Raw genomic sequence first — 18,132 nt, 5'->3', positions numbered from 1 at the left:
GGACGATGGACTATTATGATCTTCTGATCGCCATATTTGGCTCGACTATCCGCCTGTCGATTCCGCTGATCTTTACGGCGCTGGCAGGCCTGTTTTCCGAGCGCGCCGGCATCTTCGATATCGGCCTCGAAGGCAAGATGCTGGCCTCGGCGTTTGCCGCAGCCTGCGTCGCCTCGATCAGCGGCTCGCCCTGGGCTGGTCTCGGTGCCGGCATCGTCGTTTCGGTTCTTCTCGGTCTACTGCACGGCTTCACATCGATCACCAATCGCGGCAACCAGATCGTCTCGGGCGTTGCCATCAACTTCCTGACTGCCGGCTTGACTATCGTTCTTGGCAACGCCTGGTTCGGGCAGGGCGGCCGCACGCCGACATTGCCGGGTACCGCACGCTTCTCCGCCATCACTCTGCCAGGTGCTGATGCGATCCGCGGCGTTCCGATCATCGGGCCGCTCTACGCAAATGTCATCTCCGGCAACAATATCCTGACCTATCTCGCCTTCCTGGCGGTGCCGATCTCCTGGTGGATCCTCTACCGCACTCGTTTCGGCCTGCGGCTGCGCGCCGTCGGTGAAAATCCAGGCGCCGTCGATACTGCCGGCATCTCGGTCGAGTGGCTGCGCTATCGTTCGCTGATCGTCGCCGGCGTCCTCTGCGGCTTCTCCGGCACCTATCTTGCCATCGCCCAGTCGGCGGCCTTCATCAACAACATGTCGGCGGGCAAGGGCTACATTGCACTGGCCGCGCTGATCTTCGCCAAGTGGAGGCCGGTGCCGGTCATGTTCACCTGCCTCCTGTTCGGTTTCCTCGACGCCTTCGCCAATTTCATGCAGGGCAAGTCGGTTCCTGGCATAGGCGAAGTGCCGGTACAGATTTTCCAGGCGTTGCCCTATATCCTTACCTGCATCCTGCTCGCAGGCTTTATCGGCGTCGCCAAACCACCGAAGGCTGGTGGCGTCCCCTATACTAAGGAGCGCTAAACCATGTCGCACGATCTGTTCGAAGCCGCTCGCGGGGCGATGGCTTTCGCGCACGCGCCCTATTCGAAATTCCCCGTCGGCGCGGCCATTCGCGCCGAGGACGGCAAGATCTATGCCGGCGCCAATATCGAAAACCTGTCCTTCCCGCAGGGATGGTGTGCCGAGCCGACAGCGATCAGCCACATGATCATGGGCGGCGCCAAGAAGATCATCGAGATGGCCGTCATCGCCGAAAAGCTGCCGCTCTGCCCGCCCTGCGGCGGCTGCCGACAGAAGATCGCCGAATTTGCCAGCAAGGAGACACGCATCTATCTTTGCGACGAAACCGGCGTGAAGAAGACCATGACCATGGAAGAGATGCTACCCTTCAGCTTTGAAACCGAGATACTCGGATGAGTGCGGCCATAGATATCCTCACGGAGAAGCTCGGTGACCTGAAGCCGCGCTACGGCATCATTCTCGGCTCAGGACTGGGTTCGCTCGTCGACCAGGTCGCCGAGGCAGTGCGCATTCCCTATGCCGATCTGCACGGCTTTCCCGTCAGTGCCGTGTCCGGCCATGCCGGCACGTTGGTTGCGGGCAAGCTCGGCAATGTGCCTGTCATCATGCTATCCGGCCGAGTGCATTATTACGAGCAGGGCGACGCCAATGCCATGCGCACGCCGATCGAGACATTGAAGGCGCTTGGGGTCGATACGCTGATCCTGACCAACTCTGCGGGATCGCTGCGCGAGGAAATGCCGCCCGGATCGGTGATGCAGATCACCGACCACATCAATTATTCCGGCATGAACCCGCTGATCGGCGAAGAGAGCGACAAGCGCTTCGTGGGCATGACCAGCGCCTATGACATCGACCTGATCATGCGTATGCGCAAGGCGGCCGAAAAGGCCGAGATCAAGCTGTCACACGGCGTCTATATGTGGTTTTCGGGACCGAGCTTCGAAACGCCGGCCGAGATCCGCATGGCACGCATTCTGGGCGCCGACGCGGTCGGCATGTCGACGGTGCCGGAAGTCATTCTGGCACGTCTTTTCGGACTGAGGGTTGCCGCTGCCTCCGTCATCACTAACTATGGTGCTGGCATGACTGGTGGCGAACTCTCGCACGACGAGACCAAAGACATGGCCCCGGTCGGCGGTGCACGTCTTGCCGCCGTTCTGAAAGAGATGATTGCGGACGAAGGAGATCCACAATGACGAGCCATTCCCTGAGAGAAACGGCGGCCGTTGCGCTTTCCCTTCTCGACCTGACCAATCTCAAGGACGATTGCACGCCTGCCCAGATCGAGACGCTGTGCGCCCGTGCGCAGTCTCCCTATGGCAATACCGCTGCCATTTGCATCTGGCCGCGCTTTGTTGCCCAGGCCCGCGGCATTCTCGGCACCGATCATGCCGTGAAGATCGCGACCGTGGTGAATTTTCCTGCCGGCGACATGGAAGTGGCCGACGTATCAGCCGAAGCTCGCGAAGCCATTGCCGATGGCGCCGACGAGATCGATCTGGTCATTCCTTACCGTGCATTTCTGGCCGGCAATGAACAGGCCGTCACCGACATGGTCGCCGCTGTGCGCGCCGAGTGCACGGGACCGGTTCTTTTGAAGACCATTCTCGAAACCGGTGAAATCAAGGACACCGCGCTGATCCGACGTGCATCGGAACTTGCGATCGATGCTGGCTCCGATTTCATCAAGACCTCCACAGGCAAGGTCGCCGTCAACGCGACGCTCGAAGCTGCCGACATCATGTTGCGGGCGATCAGGGCCAGCGGTCGCAAGGTTGGTTTCAAGCCGGCTGGCGGCATCGGCTCCGTTGCCGACGCGGCTCTCTATCTCAGCTTGGCCGAAACCATCATGGCGCCCGATTGGGCCATGCCTTCGACCTTCCGTTTCGGCGCGTCGAGTCTGCTCGACGATATCTCGAACGTGCTGGCGGGCGGAGAGTCTAAGACGGCGTCTTCGGGTTATTAATCCATGATCCCGCAGGAAATCATCCGGCTGAAGCGTAACGGCGCCGAGCTTTCGGTCGCCGATATTGATGGTTTCGTGAGCGCTCTTGCGCGGGGCGAACTGGCCGAAAGCCAGATCGGCGCCTTCGCCATGGCCATCTGGTTTCGCGGCATGACACGCGACGAGACCGTGGCTTTGACGCTTGCCATGGCCCGCTCAGGCGATACGCTGTCCTGGGAAGGGATCGGTCGGCCGATCGCCGACAAGCATTCGACGGGCGGCGTCGGCGACAACGTCTCGCTGATGCTGGCTCCCATCGCTGCCGCCTGCGGCCTTGCGGTGCCGATGATCTCCGGTCGCGGCCTCGGCCATACCGGCGGCACGCTCGACAAACTGGAATCCATTCCCGGCTATGGCATCACGCCGGATGCGGCTCGATTCCGCAAGGTGGTCGACGAGGTGGGCTGCGCCATTATCGGCCAGACCGGCGCTTTGGCGCCTGCTGACGGCAAGCTCTATGCCGTGCGTGACGTCACCGCGACGGTCGATTCCGTGCCGCTGATCACCGCCTCCATCCTGTCGAAGAAACTGGCGGCGGGACTGGAAACGCTGGTGCTCGACGTCAAGATCGGCAGCGGCGCTTTCATGATCTCTCAGCAAGAGGCAGAGACACTGGCGCGTTCGCTGGTCGAGGTGGCAAACGGCGCGGGGGTCAAGACCTCGGCCTTGATCACCGACATGAACCAGCCGCTGGCCGACGCGGCCGGCAATGTGGTCGAGCTTCGCAACTGCCTGGATTTCCTGAAGGGCAAAAAGGCGGGCACGCGGCTTGAAACGGTTGTACTGGCTTTTGCGTCCGAAATGCTGGTGCAGGCCGGCATCGCCGCAAGTGCTGCGGAAGCCGAGAGCAGGGCGCGCGAAGCGTTGGCATCAGGCAAGGCGGCCGAGATTTTTGGCCGTATGGTGCACGGCCTTGGCGGACCGGTTGATCTGCTTGAGAACCCCGACCGCTATCTGGTGGATGCACCCGTACAAAAGCCGATCGTTGCGGCTTCTGACGGCTGGCTCGGTGCCTGCGATGCGCGCGGGATCGGCATGAGCGTGATCGATCTCGGCGGCGGCCGCCGACGTCCGCAGGACAACATCGATCATCGTGTCGGCTTCAGCGATATTCTGCCGCTTGGCACAAGGATCAGCAAGGGCGACCGCATCGCGACGGTACATGCCGCCGATGAGGCAAGTGCTGAGAAGGCAGTGGTTGATCTGTCTGCCAACTATTGCATCGTTGATGCGGCGCCGGATCTGCCCGCCGTGATCATCAACCGGATTTGATCGGGCAGCTTACTGCTTCAGCTGCATCGTGCCGTTCTGGACGCCATAGGAGTTCAGCTTTTTCAGGAAGCTCATGCCGATCAAGGTCGACGTCGACAGAGCGCCGTCTTTCGATACGACGGCGTCGACATCGCGAACTCTTATGTTGCCGATCTCCAGGCGGCTGAGCTTGACCAGAGCCACCTTGGATGGGCCATTCGCTGTTTGAGCCGTGTAGCGGTAGTCGAGATCAAGGCTGCTGAAGCCGAGGCTGCGGGCGGTGCTTTCGTTGATTGCCACATAGGTCGCCCCGGTATCGATCATCCCATGGACGGATCGGCCATTGATCGTGAAATCGCCTTGGTAATGTCCGTTCGCATCGGCGCGCAGCAAGACGCTGCCATAGGATGCGGGGATCTCCACCTTCTGGGGAGCAAGCGAAACAGCTTCCACCGAAGCTGGCTTTCCGCTGTTGTTGCCAAGGCCGTTGACAAGCATTGGCACCTGCGTGGCGGCAGCTGCGACAATCCCGGCAAAGACAAGAACACGAACGAGCATCGGCAAAACCCCTCCTGTGGGCCATGCCATATCTAAGCCAAGTTTGCTGAAATGCTGCTAAGGCAATCAATAAAAAGCCCGGCAGTTGAATACTACCGGGGCTTTAACGTGAGTATAGTGGCAAAATTTACTTCGTGCCGTACATGCGGTCGCCGGCATCGCCGAGGCCGGGCACGATATAGCCAAGCTCGTTCAGGTGGCTGTCGATCGCGGCGGTGAAGACCGGCACATCCGGATGCGCCTTGCGGAAGTTGGCAATACCTTCGGGAGCTGCAAGTAGGCAGAGGAAGCGGATGTTGTGCGCGCCGCGCTCCTTCAGCTTGTCGATGGCGGCAATCGAGGAATTGCCGGTCGCCAGCATCGGATCGACGACGATGATCAGGCGCTCGGAGACGTCCTCGGGTGCCTTGAAGTAATATTCGACCGGCTGCAGCGTTTCGTGATCGCGATAGACGCCGATATGCGAGACGCGGGCCGAGGGCACCAGGTCGAGCATGCCTTCGAGCAGGCCGTTGCCGGCGCGAAGGATCGAGGCGAAGACTAGCTTCTTGCCTTCTAGGATCGGAGCGTCCATCGGCTGGAGCGGCGTCTCGATGGTCTGGATCGTCAGTTCCAGGTCGCGCGTGACTTCATAGCAGAGCAGCGTCGAGATCTCGCGCAGCAACCGGCGGAAGCTTCCTGTCGACGTGTCCTTTTTGCGCATGATTGTGAGCTTGTGTTGCACAAGCGGATGATCGATGACAGTGACGCCGTCCATGGTTTCAGCCTTCCAATTATTCCGTGATATAAGATGTTTCTTTCACGGAAATCGCCTCTGGTGCAAGAAAATAGCCTACTTTTCGAGATTTCATCCCCAATCAGCGGCCAAAACTCTCACTTTACAGCTTCGCGAGCAATGCAGCGCGCGTCGCTTCGTCCACGAACGCCGCTTCGATCGCCGTGCGGGTCATCGCGTTGATTTCGTCGTCGCTAAAGCCGAAGGCTGATGATGCCAGTTCGTATTCGCGCTTCAGCGACGTGTGGAAGAACGGCGGATCGTCGGAATTGATCGTGACCTTTACGCCGGCGTCGCGCAGCTTGCGCAGCGGGTGCGACTGGAAATCCGGGAAGACCTTGAGCGCAATGTTTGAGCCGGGGCAGACCTCAAGCACGGTACCGAGATCAGCAAGGCGCTTGACGAGATCCATATCCTCGATCGCGCGCACTCCATGGCCGATGCGTTGCGGCCGCACCAGCTCGAGGGAATCGGCGATGGAAAAGGCGCCGCAGACCTCGCCGGCATGGATGGTAAGACCGAGACCGGCCTCGCGGACAATATCGAAGGCGCGGGCATAATCAGCCACGCGGCCCATCCGCTCTTCGCCGGCCATGTTGAAGCCTGTTATCAGCGGATTGTCGCTTTTGGCCGCATATTCCGCCGCCCTCACCACGCGATCTGGGCCAAAATGGCGTTCGCCGGTCACGATCAGCCGCGCCTCGATGCCGGTCTTTGCCTTGGCGGCATGGATGCCGGCGGAAACGCCTGCCATATAGGCGTCGGCGCCAAGGCCGATGCGATCTCCATGATCGGGTGAAACGATGAGCTCGCTATAGATCGTGCCGATGCTGGCAAGCTCTTCCAGATAGGTTTCCGTCAAGAGCGCGTAATCTTCTTCGGTGCGGTAAGCCTCGGAGACCTTGTCGTAGCAGACGAGGAATTCGGCAAAATCCTTCCAGAGGTAGGTGCCGTCCTTCAGGAAAGCGCTGGTATCGACGCCATACTTCTGTGCCTGTGCGAGCGTCAGTGCCGGCGGAGCCGCGCCTTCCAGATGGCAATGCAGCTCCACTTTCTTCAAATGCGATGTCAAAGGAAACTCCTCCCATGCGGCCCCGCCGCAATTCCCAGATGTCGTGCTATCGTCTCGCCGATGTCTGCATAGCTCTGGCGGATGCCAATGGAGCGGGAACGTATGCCCGGCCCGTAAGCCATAACAGGCACGCGCTCGCGTGTATGATCGGTGCCGCGCCAGGTCGGGTCGCAGCCGTGATCGGCCGTCAGTATGACGAGATCGCCTGCTTTCAGCTTCTTGTGGACTTCTGGCAGCCGCGCGTCGAAGGCTTCGAGCGCTGCAGCATAGCCCGGCACATCGCGGCGATGGCCGTAGACCATGTCGAAATCGACGAAATTGGTGAAGACCAGATCGCCATCCGACGCCTCGTCCATGGCCTTTAGCGTCGCATCCATCAGCGCCATGTTGCCATTGGCCTTGATGACCTTGGAAACGCCCTGATGCGCAAAGATATCGCCGATCTTGCCGACGGCATGTACGGTGCGCTCGGCCTTGACCAGTCTGTCGAGCAAGGTCGGCTCCGGCGGCAGGACGGAGAAATCGCGGCGATTGCCGGTTCGCTCGAAGGTCGCCACGGTCTCGCCGACAAAGGGGCGGGCGATGACGCGGCCGATATTGTAGGGATCGAGCAAGGTGCGAACGATCTTGCAGAGGGCGATCAACCGATCGAGGCCGAAATGCTCCTCATGAGCGGCGATCTGGAAGACGGAATCGGAGGACGTATAGCAGATCGGCTTGCCGCTGCGGATATGCTCTCCCCCGAACTTGGTAATGATATCGGTTCCGGAGGCATGGCAATTGCCGAGAATGCCCGGCAGGTCCGCCGCCTCGCAGATGGCTGTCACCAATTCCGGTGGGAATGCGTCGCCTTCGGTTGGAAAGTAACCCCAGTCGAACATCACGGGAGTCCCTGCGATTTCCCAATGGCCCGACGGCGTATCCTTGCCATGCGAAACCTCGCTGGCGCAGCCGTAAAGGCCGTAAAGTCGCTCCGGCTGCGGCATGCCGGCCGGATAGCTGCCGCTCGCTGATTTGGCGATCTCCAACAGCCCGAGCCCGGACATGTTCGGTAGAACGAGCGGTCCCTGGCGCAGTCCGTCACGATCTGCAACTCCCGCGGCGCAGAATTCGGCGATATGGCCGAGCGTGTCGGCACCTTCGTCGCCATAACTTGCGGCATCCGGAGCGCCGCCGACGCCAAAAGAGTCCAGAACGAAAAGAAAAGCGCGCGCCATGGGCCACCCGATAGAGATCGTCGCACCCGGCAGTTCCTCTCGGGTACTCTGGACGTCACCCATATAACGGAGACATCCACTTGGCAATTTTCCGTTTGGAGGCCTTATCGAGTGCCGATCAAGCGCGGCTTGTCAGCAGTCGCTGCAGCTGATCCCCGTGCCGACGCGCTGGCGATAGTAATATTGGCGGCTGATGGTGATCTGGGTGCTGCCGTTCGGCAGGAAGTTCGTGTCAAAATTGATCAGCTGATACGGGATGGCGAGTTCACTGCGTACGAGAAAGGTGCTTGCCTGGTTCATATTGTTGGGCACGGTAACGGGGTTGCCTGCGACATAGGGGGCTGTCCCATCTTGCGCCCAAGACCATGCCACGGTCGCCTTGCCACTGGCATCGATCGCAATGCCAGTAAGTTTTAGGGTCAGGCCCGTCGTGCCATAAGGTGCAAAAATTGCTGCCGCCACCGAAGGCATGCCTGCCAGCACGGACTTACTGACGCTTGACTGCTGCGAGATGATATCCGCAACCGATCCGGCCGAGCGGCTGGCACGCTTGGAAACGTTGAGGCCGACGGTAAGCTGGACCGCACCGAGATAGAGCAGCAGCAATACCGGGAAGAGAATGGCGAATTCGATCGCCCCGACACCACTGTTATCGCGAGCAAAACGTCGCAGGATGCCACGGGGAGAGCATTCCTTATCGATCATGTTCGACTGGCCGCTCATGGATAATTCTCATTCTGAAAGGCGGCGGTTGAAACGATAAGATAGGTCGTCGGCATGGAGCCGTCGGACGGGCGGATATTGGAAAGGTAAGGACGCATCAGATCGATGATGATCTGCCAGCGATAGTAGGCCCGTACCATGTTCAGGGTTTTCGCGCCTCCGGGTGCAAAGGCAAAGCCTTTGGTATTGATGTCGGAATATGGATCAGTCGACGACAGGCGAGGGATCGTCGTCGGCATAGAGGCGAAGCTCGTATAGCTTTCGACATCGAGATAGAGGCTGGACGGCGTTGTCAACTCTGAAGGCGAGCACGCAATCAGCACGGCGATTTCATTGCAGAATGCTGTGCGGAATTGCTGTTGTGTCGTGTAGGAAGACTTGGTGGGATCAGCGGTAATCTGTCCCGTTCTTATCTGGCGGGACAGGGTGTCGACTGCGTTCGATATGACTTGTTCGGCCGTGAAGGCGACAAACGTTTCGATGATTGCAAAGACGATCAGGAAATAGGGAATGGCCAGCAGGGCGAATTCGATCGCGGCGGCGCCGTCTCGTGAATCGACGAGACTGCGCAGGCCCCTGCGGGCACGTTGCCGCACTTGGCCTCCATCCGTTACAAGATTGTCGTCCGGCGTCATTGAACATCCGCAGCAATTTAAACGCGGATGAAAATAGAGTTGCTTTCTTGATAATCCGTTTCTCTTCTCTCTTCATATTTAGAGGAAGGCGTGATTATCAGGGGAAGCGTACTTCTTGTGTAGTACTTTAGAATATTTGCGATAATAGATAATACTACTGATTAGCGGGTGCGGCGGCAGGGGTGCTGTTGTTCTGCTGTGCATGCTGCTCGCAGTTTGGTGTGCAGGACAATACTGCACGATCCGTCTGGCGAAAGACGCGAACCGTATTGCCTTCATCGATCGAGACGAGGATCTGCTCATCGACGATAGCGTTGCCGTCGGCATCAAGCAGGATGATGTTCGTCGTTCCAAAAGCGCGACCGGTCAACACGATGGTCTTCGGGTCCGCCACCGTTGCGTCTGCGACCTGGGCGTTCCCGACGATGACTTTGCTGACGGGGCGATCGAGCTTCAACACGCGCGCGTGATCCATATAGACGCGCAGCAGGCTCTCTCCGGCTGCATGGGAAAGCTGCGGTATCAGGCCGGCCATGGCGACGATGCCGGCAAGGAATGTGGTTTTGCCGCCGTTTGGCATGGGTTGGCCTCATAAGCATAGGGCGAAGGGAATTGTCGGATAGAATGAGAAAGAATGGTGAATGAACGATTAAGGCGGGCATCGGTGGCCCGATTATGGTGCAAATGTCCCATATGCAGCTTCTATGCTGGCGGACGCTAGCTGATTATGTGTTACTTCAAAACAAGTCCCGTATAGTGCTAATATTCATACGTCTAATAATTTTAATTCTCTGAAGATTTTCTTTAAAGAAGTAAAAGAAGACGTCAGCTGGATGTTAACTATTCTTTTTTAACCCAGATATTAATTCCTGATTAACCACTTTCTTTAAAGCGATGGAAACGGCGCCCGGCTACCGTGCAACTCATCCGATCAACGGCAACAGTTGGCGGACGTGCTGTCAACAAATTGAGTGGAGTAAATTCATGTCCAAGCTTTTTTCGCGCTTCCTGAAGGATGAGTCGGGTGCGACCGCTATCGAATACGGCCTGATCGCAGCTCTGATCTCGGTCGCCATCATCACCGGTGCTACTACTTTGGGCAGCACGCTGAATTCCACATTCCAGAATATCTCGACCAAGATGAATGCCGCTGCTATAGCCAATAAGTAAGCCTGCATAGATCTAGGTGAGCTTCTCAGCGAAAACCGCTCTGAATAAAGAGCGGTTTTCAATATTCTTACTTTCGCTGTAGATGGTCGATCTCCAATGCTTGAAGCCTCGACATTGCTAATATTTCCGCTTTGCATGTCGATCGCGGCGATCTCTGATCTGCTGACCATGACGATCCCGAATCGCGTATCTCTCGCACTCGCTGTCTCATTCTTGGTATTGTCACCCGTTTTCGGATTGTCACTCTCAGAAGTCGGCATGCATTTTGCCGGTGCAGGCATTGTTTTTTTTGCCTGCTTCGCATTGTTCGCGCTGAATGTCATGGGAGGCGGCGATGCAAAGTTACTCGCAGCTGCGGCACTTTGGTTCGGCTTCGATTCATCCCTTATAGAGTTCCTGATCTATGTCGCGTTCATCGGCGGTGCGGTCACGATCTTGGTCATATTGCTCCGGTCGCAATCCAGCATCCTAATGGCCATTGGTATTCCGGTCCCAAGCTCTTTGTCGGTCGCCAAGAAAATCCCTTACGGCATTGCGATCGCCATCGGCGGTATCCTCGCCTTTCCTTCCTCGCCGCTCCTGATCGCGGCGACTGGCGGAGCGCTTTGAACTGGATATCGGCGAGTATAGGCTCAGCTTTCATATAAATAGTAGCTAATTTACATCAAGTAATCATGGTTAAGTAACAATAAATGTAACGTACCATTAACCATAATTACACCAATTGCCGGTCATTCTGCGGGGCGAAGAATCCTGTTCGCCAAGGAATGTCCATGAAACCCGCTCGCATAATGATCCTCGCAGTGGCAGCCGTCGCAGCCGGTATGGCCGGCCTGCTGGCGATGCGTCTTGCAGGCAGGCACGACGTCGTGCCCCAGCAGATTGCAGCGGTGGTGGAAAAGGAAGCAACGATCAATGTGCTTGTTGCAAGCGGCAATTTGCCCGTCGGCTCGCGTTTGGATGAGAAATCGATCCGCTGGTTGGCCTGGCCGGAAAGCGGCATTGTCAAGGGCCTCATTACTCAAAGTGACCGACCCGAAGCCCTGAAGGATCTGACCGGCTCGGTCGTCCGCCTACCGATTTTCGAAGGCGAGCCGATTCGCGAGGAAAAGGTCGCCGATTCCAGCAGCCGCATCCTGTCGTCGCTGCTGCCCTCAGGCAAGCGTGCTGTCGCGACCGAGATTTCCGTCGCCACAGGCGCCGGCGGCTTCATCCTTCCGAACGACAGAGTCGATGTGATCATGGTTCGCAAGGGATCGCAGCAGCAGCTCGTCACCGAAACGGTGTTGAGCAATGTGCGTGTCCTGGCGGTCGATCAGCAGATCGAGGAAAAGCAGGATGGAAGCAAGGCCGTGGTCGGAGCGACCGCAACGCTGGAGCTGACGCCAGACCAGACGAAGGTGCTGGCTGTTGCGCATCAGATGGCCGACCGGTTGACCCTGGCTTTGCGCTCCGTCGCCGACGCTCAGCAATCCGATACCACGGCTGCGGACTATCTGCTGGCCGGCGATAATGGCGGCGGTCTTGTTCAAGTCATCAAGTCGGGAACGATCGTGACCGGTGGCCCGACAGGGCCGAAAGCACAATGAGAAGGGGCCGAATGATGTTCAAATCTAGCAAGACGGTCAGTCATTCTCTCGCTGCAATGCTCTCCTTCTCCACCGCCTTTGCGGGGCTGCCGTTGGCGGACGTCCCGGCTTTCCTGCGCACGCCAATGGCGCTCGCAGGCGGTTCCGACAGCATCGTCACCATCGCGGGTCTCGGTACGAAACGGACCTTGAAACTCGGTCTCAACAAGGCGCTGGTGGTCGATCTGCCGGCGGATGCTCACGATATTCTTGTGTCCGACCCGAAAATGGCGGATGCCGTGACGCGCACCTCGCGCCGCATCTACCTCTTCGGCAAGACGGTTGGTCAGACCAATATCTTCATCTTCGGCGCGGACGGCAAGGAGATCGTTAGTCTCGATCTCCAGATCGAGCGCGACATTGCCGGCCTGCAGGCCAACCTCAAGCGCTTCATTCCGGACTCGGACATCAATGTCGAGATTGTGTCCGACAATATTGTCATGACCGGCACTGTGCGCACGCCGCAGGATGCGACGCGGGCCACGCAACTTGCCGAGGCCTTTCTCAAGGGCGGCGAGGCAACGACGCGCATGGCAACGGCATCAGGCTCCAGCGCCAACAATGGCGTTGCCCTCTTTGCCGAAGATCGACAGACTTCGCAGATCGTCAACATGCTGCAGATCGAAGGCGAAGATCAGGTGACGCTCAAGGTGACAGTTGCCGAAATCAAGCGCAGCGTGCTGAAGCAGATCGGTTTCGACAACCTCGTCCGCAACTCTTCCGGCCTGTCGGTCGCTCAACTCGGCAGTCCTGCCTCGGACGCGACTGCGTCAACCGGCGGCGGCGGTCTTGCCAGCTTGTTCAAAACCGCCATCGGCAAGTACAATATCAGCACGTATCTCAACGCTCTTGAGCAGGCTGGAGCTGTCCGTACGCTGGCTGAGCCGACCTTGACGGCGATCTCCGGCCAGGCCGCGACCTTCAATTCGGGCGGTCAGACGCTATACGCCGTCACCAACAAGGACGGGACCGTAACGGTCACCCCCTTCACTTATGGTATCAGTTTGGCCTTCACGCCTGTCGTGCTGTCTGCCGGGCGAATCGCCCTGCACGTACAGACGCAGGTTTCCAATCCGGTTGGCACGGCTAACGCCGGCACGGCAACATACAACCAGCGCGCAGCCGATACGTCGGTTGAATTGCCGTCGGGCGGTTCGATCGCCTTGGCTGGCCTCTTGAGCGATACCGTTCAGCAGACCACCAACGGCACGCCCGGCGCCTCGAAGATCCCGATCCTCGGCGCGCTGTTCCGCCAGAAGAGCTTCCAGCGCGACGAAACTGAACTGGTCATCATCGCGACGCCCTATCTGGTGCGTCCGGTCGCCCGCAGCCAGCTCGCCCGCCCCGACGACAATTTCTCGCCGAGCAACGATATCAGCGGCTTCTTCATGAATCGTGTCAACAAGATCTACGGCCGCAAGGACGGGCCGCCGGTCGCCGATGCCGATTTCCACGGCACCGTCGGCTTCATCTACAAGTGAGGGGACACCGACCATGACGCGCACCCCTTCAACCGGACTGACGAGGGATAAAGAAATGGCCAGCCTCGACCGTAATACGCCTCGTGCCGGCAGCGCCCGTTTCCGCAGGCTGGCCCTGATCGCACCGACCCTGCTTCTCACTGCGGCCGCTATCAGCGGCTGCGCCGATTCGCGCGACCGCATGACGACCAGCGCCATCAATGACGATTATCGTCAGCGTCATCCGATCGTATTAACTGAGAAGGAACGCAGCCTCGATATACCGGTCGCCGCCAGCGATCGCCGGCTGACCACGGGAATGCGTGATACAATCCGCGGCTTTGTGCAGGAATATCGCGGCCACGCGAGCGGCACCATCGAAATTCTGCTGCCGCGGGGATCGGTGAACTCGCAGGCGGCATCGGTCCTGCGTCAGCAAATCCGAAAGGAACTGGTGGGGAATGGCATACCGTCGGCGCGCGTCGTCGAAAGCTATTACCCTGCCGGCAATCCCGGCGACGCTGCTCCGATCCGTCTGCGCTTCACCGCCACGACGGCGCTTACCAACACTTGTGGCCAATGGCCGGACGATCTCTCCGACAACGCCTTCGACAATCAGAACTACTATAATTTTGGCTGCGCAAGCCAACATAATCTGGCGGCACAGGTCGCTAATCCGACGGACCTGATCTCGCCCCGTGCTGCATCGCCGATCGATACAGATCAGCGCGGCAAGGTCATCGACAACTACCGCAAGGGCTCTGTCCCGACGAGCACGGCTACGATCGGCGGCTTTGGCGGGTCAGGCAGCTCCGGCCAATGACCATAGAATTGCCCGTCGGCGGAACAGGATGAAGTCATGAACGCCATAGATTACGATATCGGATCGGCTGCCGAGGAGGCAGAGGAAGCTCCGCGCACTGGCAATCTCGAGAATGTGCGGCCGCTGCCGCGCATTTCGGTGCATGCCTTTTGCGAGAGCGAACAGTTACAGCGCGTGATGGACCAATGCGCCAACGATCGCCGCATGTCGAAGGTAAGCCTGCGCATTACCAGCGGCAGCACGGCTGCGGCGGCGAACATGTTCGCTTCGACACCGACGCCCAATCTGATCATTCTGGAGACGCGCGCCAACCCGCGCAATCTGCTGGCGGAGCTTGCGCCGCTGGCCGCCGTCTGCGATCCGAGCACCAAGGTGATCATCGTCGGCTATCACAATGATATCGGGCTCTATCGCGAACTCATCCGCAACGGCATATCCGAGTATATCGTTCAGCCCACCGAGATGGCTGATCTGATGAATGCGATGGCAGGGATTTTTATCGATCCCGATGCCGAGCCGCTTGGACGCAGCATCGCCTTCATCGGCGCCAAGGGCGGCGTGGGCGCTTCCACCATCGCCCATAATTGCGCTTTCGGCATATCTAGTCTGTTTTCCACCGAGACTATCCTCGCCGATCTCGATTTGCCCTACGGCACGGCGAATATCGACTTCGATCAGGATCCCGCGCAGGGCATCGCCGAAGCCGTCTATGCGCCGGAACGTTTGGACGAGGTCTTCCTGGATCGCCTGCTGACCAAATGTTCGCAACATCTTTCCCTGCTGGCGGCGCCCTCCATGCTGGACCGCGCCTATGATTTCGATGCACACGCTTTCCTGCCGGTGCTCGATGTACTGCAGCGCAGCGCGCCGGTAGCGGTGCTGGACGTGCCGCATGTCTGGACGGAATGGACACGTTCGGTGCTTGGCGCCGTCGACGAAGTGGTCATTTGCGCGGCACCCGATCTCGCCAACTTGCGCAACGCCAAGAACCTGATCGACGCGCTTGGCAAGCTGCGGCCCAATGACAAGGCGCCTCATCTCGTTCTCAACCAGGTGGGCATGCCGAAGCGTCCCGAGATCAATCCATCGGAATTCTGCGCGCCGCTGGAGATCGATCCAATCGCAATCATTCCATTCGACATCAATCTTTTCGGCAATGCCGCCAACAGCGGCCAGATGATCTCGGAAACGGATCCGAAGTCTGCGGTTGCCGAAGTCTTCTCGCAGATATCGCATATCGTCACGGGGCGTGTTGCTTTGAAGAAGGCGAGAAAGGGCGGTCTGCTTGGCCTCCTGAAGCGGAAGTAACTGTAGTAGCAGAATTGGAAAGAAAGCATGTTTGGCAAGCGCGGAAATGACGGTTCTGCAAAGAGTGGCGGCACGGTGCCTCAGCCGGCACGCGCACCTGCCGTTGCAAGCGCATCTGCCGCACCGGCAGTCTTGATCGAACCGTCTCGGGAACACTCGCAGTCGCGTCAGCAGGTCGCGCCGCCGCCGATGCAGACGCCGAGCCGGCGTCGGACCGCGCGTACCGAAGAATATTACGACACCAAGTCGCAGGTTTTTTCCGCGCTCATCGACACCATCGACCTGTCGCAGCTGTCCAAGCTCGGCAACGAGGCCGCACGCGAGGAAATCCGCGACATCGTCAACGATATCATCACGATCAAGAATATAGTGATGTCGATCTCCGAGCAGGAGGAACTGCTCGAGGACATCTGCAACGACGTGCTCGGTTACGGTCCGCTGGAGCCTCTGCTGGCTCGCGACGATATCGCCGACATCATGGTCAACGGCGCAGGTCAGACCTTCATCGAAGTCGGCGGCAAGACGGTCGAGTCAGAAATCCGCTTCCGCGACAATTCGCAGCTTCTTTCCATCTGCCAGCGTATCGTCAGCCAGGTCGGCCGCCGCGTCGACGAATCCAGCCCCATCTGCGACGCGCGTCTGCCCGACGGTTCGCGTGTCAACGTCATTGCGCCGCCGCTGGCGATCGACGGGCCGGCACTGACCATTCGTAAATTCAAGAAGGACAAGCTCACTCTCGACCAGCTCGTTCGCTTCGGCGCCATCACGCCCGAGGGTGCGACGCTGCTGCAGATCATTGGCCGCGTACGCTGCAATGTCGTCATCTCAGGCGGTACCGGCTCGGGCAAGACGACGCTTCTGAACTGCCTGACCAACTATATCGACCGCGACGAGCGCGTCATCACCTGCGAGGACACGGCCGAACTGCAGCTGCAGCAGCCGCATGTGGTGCGCCTTGAAACCCGCCCGCCGAACATTGAGGGCGAGGGCGAGATCACCATGCGCGATCTCGTGAAGAACTGCCTTCGTATGCGCCCCGAACGCATCATCGTCGGCGAAGTGCGCGGACCGGAGGTCTTCGACCTGCTGCAGGCGATGAACACCGGTCACGACGGATCCATGGGCACTATTCACGCCAATACGCCGCGCGAATGCCTGAGCCGTATCGAATCGATGATCGCCATGGGCGGTTTCAGCCTACCGGCAAAGACTGTGCGCGAGATCATCTCCACATCGGTCGACGTCATCATCCAGGCTGCGCGTCTGCGTGACGGTTCCCGCCGCATTACACAGGTCACCGAGGTGATCGGCATGGAAGGTGATGTGATCATCACGCAGGACCTCATGCGCTACGAGATTGAGGGAGAGGACGCAACCGGCCGCATCATTGGCCGGCATCTCTCCACCGGCATCGGCAAGCCGCATTTCTGGGATCGCGCCCGCTACTACAACGAGGAACGACGCCTGGCGGCTGCCCTCGACGAGATGGAGCAGAAGGGCCAATAGGATTTTCCATGTTCGGTTTCGATCCCGTCGTATTACTGATTGTCCTGCTCTCGGCTATTTCCGCGGCTGCGATTTGCTATGGCATTCTCTATTCGCGGATCGAAACGCAGAAGAAGGCGGATAGCCGCGTCAACCGGGTGAAGCAGGCCGAGACCGACCGCGTGAAGGTCAAGGCGGCGCGCGATCGCGTTCAGGAAATGTCCAAGCGGCGCAAATCGGTTCAGGATTCGCTCAAGGATCTGGAAAAGCGGCAGTCGGAAAACACGAAGCAGAAGCAATCGTTGAAGGCTCGACTTGGACAAGCCGGGTTGTCGTTGACGCCGTCGCGCTTCTATCTAATCAGCGTGCTGTTCGGCCTGTTCATGATGTTCATCCTCTTCGTTGTAGGCGCACCGCTCCTGGTTATCCTCGGATTGCCCTTCGCGGCCATGTTCGGCTTGCCGCGATGGATTGTCAGCTTCCTTATCAAGAGGCGCCAGAACAAGTTTCTCAACGAATTCCCCAATGCGCTCGATGTTATCACCCGTTCGCTTCGCTCCGGTTTGCCGCTGAACGATTCCGTTCGGCTCGTCGCAACTGAGGCGCGCGAGCCGGTCAAGACGGAATTCCGTCGCGTGGTCGAGGCGCAGCAGGTAGGCCTCAGCATGCCGGATGCTTGCGCACGCATGCTGAACCACATGCCGCTTCAGGAGGTGAATTTCTTCTCGATTGTCATCACCGTCCAGGCGCAGGCCGGTGGTAACCTCTCGGAAGCATTGGGCAATCTGTCGCGCGTGCTGCGCGATCGCAAGAAGATGAAGGCAAAAGTCCAGGCATTGTCGATGGAGGCAAAGGCTTCCGCCGTCATCATCGGAGCGTTGCCTTTCATCGTTATGACGCTCGTCTCTCTAACGTCGCCACAATATATGACCGTCCTCTTTACTGATCCGCGCGGCCACCTGATCCTGATGTGCGCGGGCGTTTGGATGTCCATCGGCATTTTCATCATGCGCAACATGATCAATTTCGAGATCTGAGCGGG

Annotated in this window: 20 protein-coding genes; 13 read left to right on the top strand and 7 right to left on the bottom strand. The window is 58.9% G+C overall.

The genetic code is table 11. The features are described from left to right. Positions 1-5 precede the first annotated feature (5 nt). The 5 genes from QD461_RS21200 to deoA are packed head-to-tail and all read left to right on the top strand — an operon-like array spanning position 6 to position 4,257. Entirely contained in the window at positions 6-977 is a 972-nt protein-coding gene (locus QD461_RS21200; RefSeq protein ID WP_414089525.1) for an ABC transporter permease, read from the top strand. A 3-nt stretch (positions 978-980) separates the two neighbouring features. Next, a complete protein-coding gene (locus tag QD461_RS21195) occupies positions 981-1,373 on the top strand; it encodes a cytidine deaminase (protein ID WP_414089524.1) in 393 nt (130 codons plus the stop codon). Next, positions 1,370-2,176 carry a purine-nucleoside phosphorylase gene (locus tag QD461_RS21190; protein ID WP_414089523.1) on the top strand — a complete coding sequence of 269 codons (807 nt, stop codon included), beginning with the start codon at positions 1,370-1,372 and terminating at the stop codon, positions 2,174-2,176. The genes QD461_RS21195 and QD461_RS21190 overlap by 4 nt, the downstream gene beginning before the upstream one ends. Further along, positions 2,173-2,946: a deoxyribose-phosphate aldolase gene (gene deoC / locus QD461_RS21185; protein WP_414089522.1), complete on the top strand. Its 774-nt coding sequence runs from the start codon at positions 2,173-2,175 to the stop codon at positions 2,944-2,946. The genes QD461_RS21190 and deoC overlap by 4 nt, the downstream gene beginning before the upstream one ends. A 3-nt stretch (positions 2,947-2,949) precedes the next feature. Further along, positions 2,950-4,257 (top strand): thymidine phosphorylase, encoded by a 1,308-nt coding sequence (gene deoA / locus QD461_RS21180; RefSeq protein WP_414089521.1) that lies wholly within the window; start codon positions 2,950-2,952, stop codon positions 4,255-4,257. A gap of 9 nt (positions 4,258-4,266) precedes the next feature. Here the strand turns inward: deoA and QD461_RS21175 are convergent, their stop codons facing one another. The 7 genes from QD461_RS21175 to QD461_RS21145 all read right to left on the bottom strand — a co-directional run bounded on the left by QD461_RS21175 (position 4,267) and on the right by QD461_RS21145 (position 9,796). Then, positions 4,267-4,794, bottom strand: a complete 528-nt coding sequence (locus tag QD461_RS21175; RefSeq protein ID WP_414089520.1) for a TIGR02281 family clan AA aspartic protease — start codon at positions 4,792-4,794, stop codon at positions 4,267-4,269. Between the two features lie 127 nt (positions 4,795-4,921). Then, a complete protein-coding gene (gene upp / locus QD461_RS21170; RefSeq protein WP_184708639.1) occupies positions 4,922-5,551 on the bottom strand; it encodes a uracil phosphoribosyltransferase in 630 nt (209 codons plus the stop codon). 121 nt (positions 5,552-5,672) lie between these two features. Beyond that, positions 5,673-6,641 (bottom strand): adenosine deaminase, encoded by a 969-nt coding sequence (locus QD461_RS21165; protein WP_414089519.1) that lies wholly within the window; start codon positions 6,639-6,641, stop codon positions 5,673-5,675. Further along, positions 6,638-7,858, bottom strand: a complete 1,221-nt coding sequence (locus tag QD461_RS21160; RefSeq protein ID WP_414089608.1) for a phosphopentomutase — start codon at positions 7,856-7,858, stop codon at positions 6,638-6,640. Before QD461_RS21160 ends, QD461_RS21165 begins: the two co-directional genes overlap by 4 nt. Positions 7,859-7,990: 132 nt before the next feature. Beyond that, positions 7,991-8,563, bottom strand: a complete 573-nt coding sequence (locus QD461_RS21155) for a TadE/TadG family type IV pilus assembly protein (protein WP_414089607.1) — start codon at positions 8,561-8,563, stop codon at positions 7,991-7,993. A 14-nt stretch (positions 8,564-8,577) separates the two neighbouring features. After that, positions 8,578-9,216: a TadE/TadG family type IV pilus assembly protein gene (locus tag QD461_RS21150; protein WP_414089518.1), complete on the bottom strand. Its 639-nt coding sequence runs from the start codon at positions 9,214-9,216 to the stop codon at positions 8,578-8,580. Positions 9,217-9,370: 154 nt separating this feature from the next. Beyond that, on the bottom strand, positions 9,371-9,796 hold the full coding sequence (locus tag QD461_RS21145) for a pilus assembly protein N-terminal domain-containing protein (protein ID WP_414089517.1): 426 nt from the start codon (positions 9,794-9,796) through the stop codon (positions 9,371-9,373). Positions 9,797-10,200: 404 nt separating this feature from the next. On the opposite strand from QD461_RS21145, the gene QD461_RS21140 reads away from it, so the two are divergent. From QD461_RS21140 to QD461_RS21105, 8 genes are all read left to right on the top strand, one after another. Beyond that, positions 10,201-10,386 carry a Flp family type IVb pilin gene (locus QD461_RS21140; RefSeq protein ID WP_414089516.1) on the top strand — a complete coding sequence of 62 codons (186 nt, stop codon included), beginning with the start codon at positions 10,201-10,203 and terminating at the stop codon, positions 10,384-10,386. A gap of 96 nt (positions 10,387-10,482) precedes the next feature. Beyond that, positions 10,483-10,995, top strand: coding sequence for a prepilin peptidase (locus QD461_RS21135; protein ID WP_184708626.1), 513 nt, complete (start codon positions 10,483-10,485; stop codon positions 10,993-10,995). A gap of 164 nt (positions 10,996-11,159) precedes the next feature. Further along, positions 11,160-11,975 (top strand): Flp pilus assembly protein CpaB, encoded by an 816-nt coding sequence (gene cpaB, locus QD461_RS21130; protein ID WP_414089515.1) that lies wholly within the window; start codon positions 11,160-11,162, stop codon positions 11,973-11,975. Between the two features lie 14 nt (positions 11,976-11,989). Further along, complete coding sequence (locus QD461_RS21125; protein WP_414089606.1) at positions 11,990-13,495, top strand: type II and III secretion system protein family protein; 1,506 nt, start codon at positions 11,990-11,992, stop codon at positions 13,493-13,495. 55 nt (positions 13,496-13,550) lie between these two features. Then, positions 13,551-14,297 carry a CpaD family pilus assembly protein gene (locus tag QD461_RS21120; RefSeq protein ID WP_414089514.1) on the top strand — a complete coding sequence of 249 codons (747 nt, stop codon included), beginning with the start codon at positions 13,551-13,553 and terminating at the stop codon, positions 14,295-14,297. Between the two features lie 36 nt (positions 14,298-14,333). Next, positions 14,334-15,605, top strand: coding sequence for an AAA family ATPase (locus QD461_RS21115; protein WP_414089513.1), 1,272 nt, complete (start codon positions 14,334-14,336; stop codon positions 15,603-15,605). 27 nt (positions 15,606-15,632) lie between these two features. Continuing rightward, positions 15,633-17,111: a CpaF family protein gene (locus tag QD461_RS21110; protein ID WP_414089512.1), complete on the top strand. Its 1,479-nt coding sequence runs from the start codon at positions 15,633-15,635 to the stop codon at positions 17,109-17,111. An 8-nt stretch (positions 17,112-17,119) separates the two neighbouring features. Further along, on the top strand, positions 17,120-18,127 hold the full coding sequence (locus tag QD461_RS21105; protein ID WP_414089511.1) for a type II secretion system F family protein: 1,008 nt from the start codon (positions 17,120-17,122) through the stop codon (positions 18,125-18,127). Positions 18,128-18,132: the final 5 nt, after the last annotated feature.

The sequence above is a fragment of the Rhizobium sp. BR 314 genome (assembly GCF_047445805.1).
Lineage (GTDB): Bacteria > Pseudomonadota > Alphaproteobacteria > Rhizobiales > Rhizobiaceae > Rhizobium > Rhizobium lusitanum_B.
Note: the sequence above shows the minus strand (reverse complement) of the source record. Positions and strands in the feature narration are given on the sequence as shown.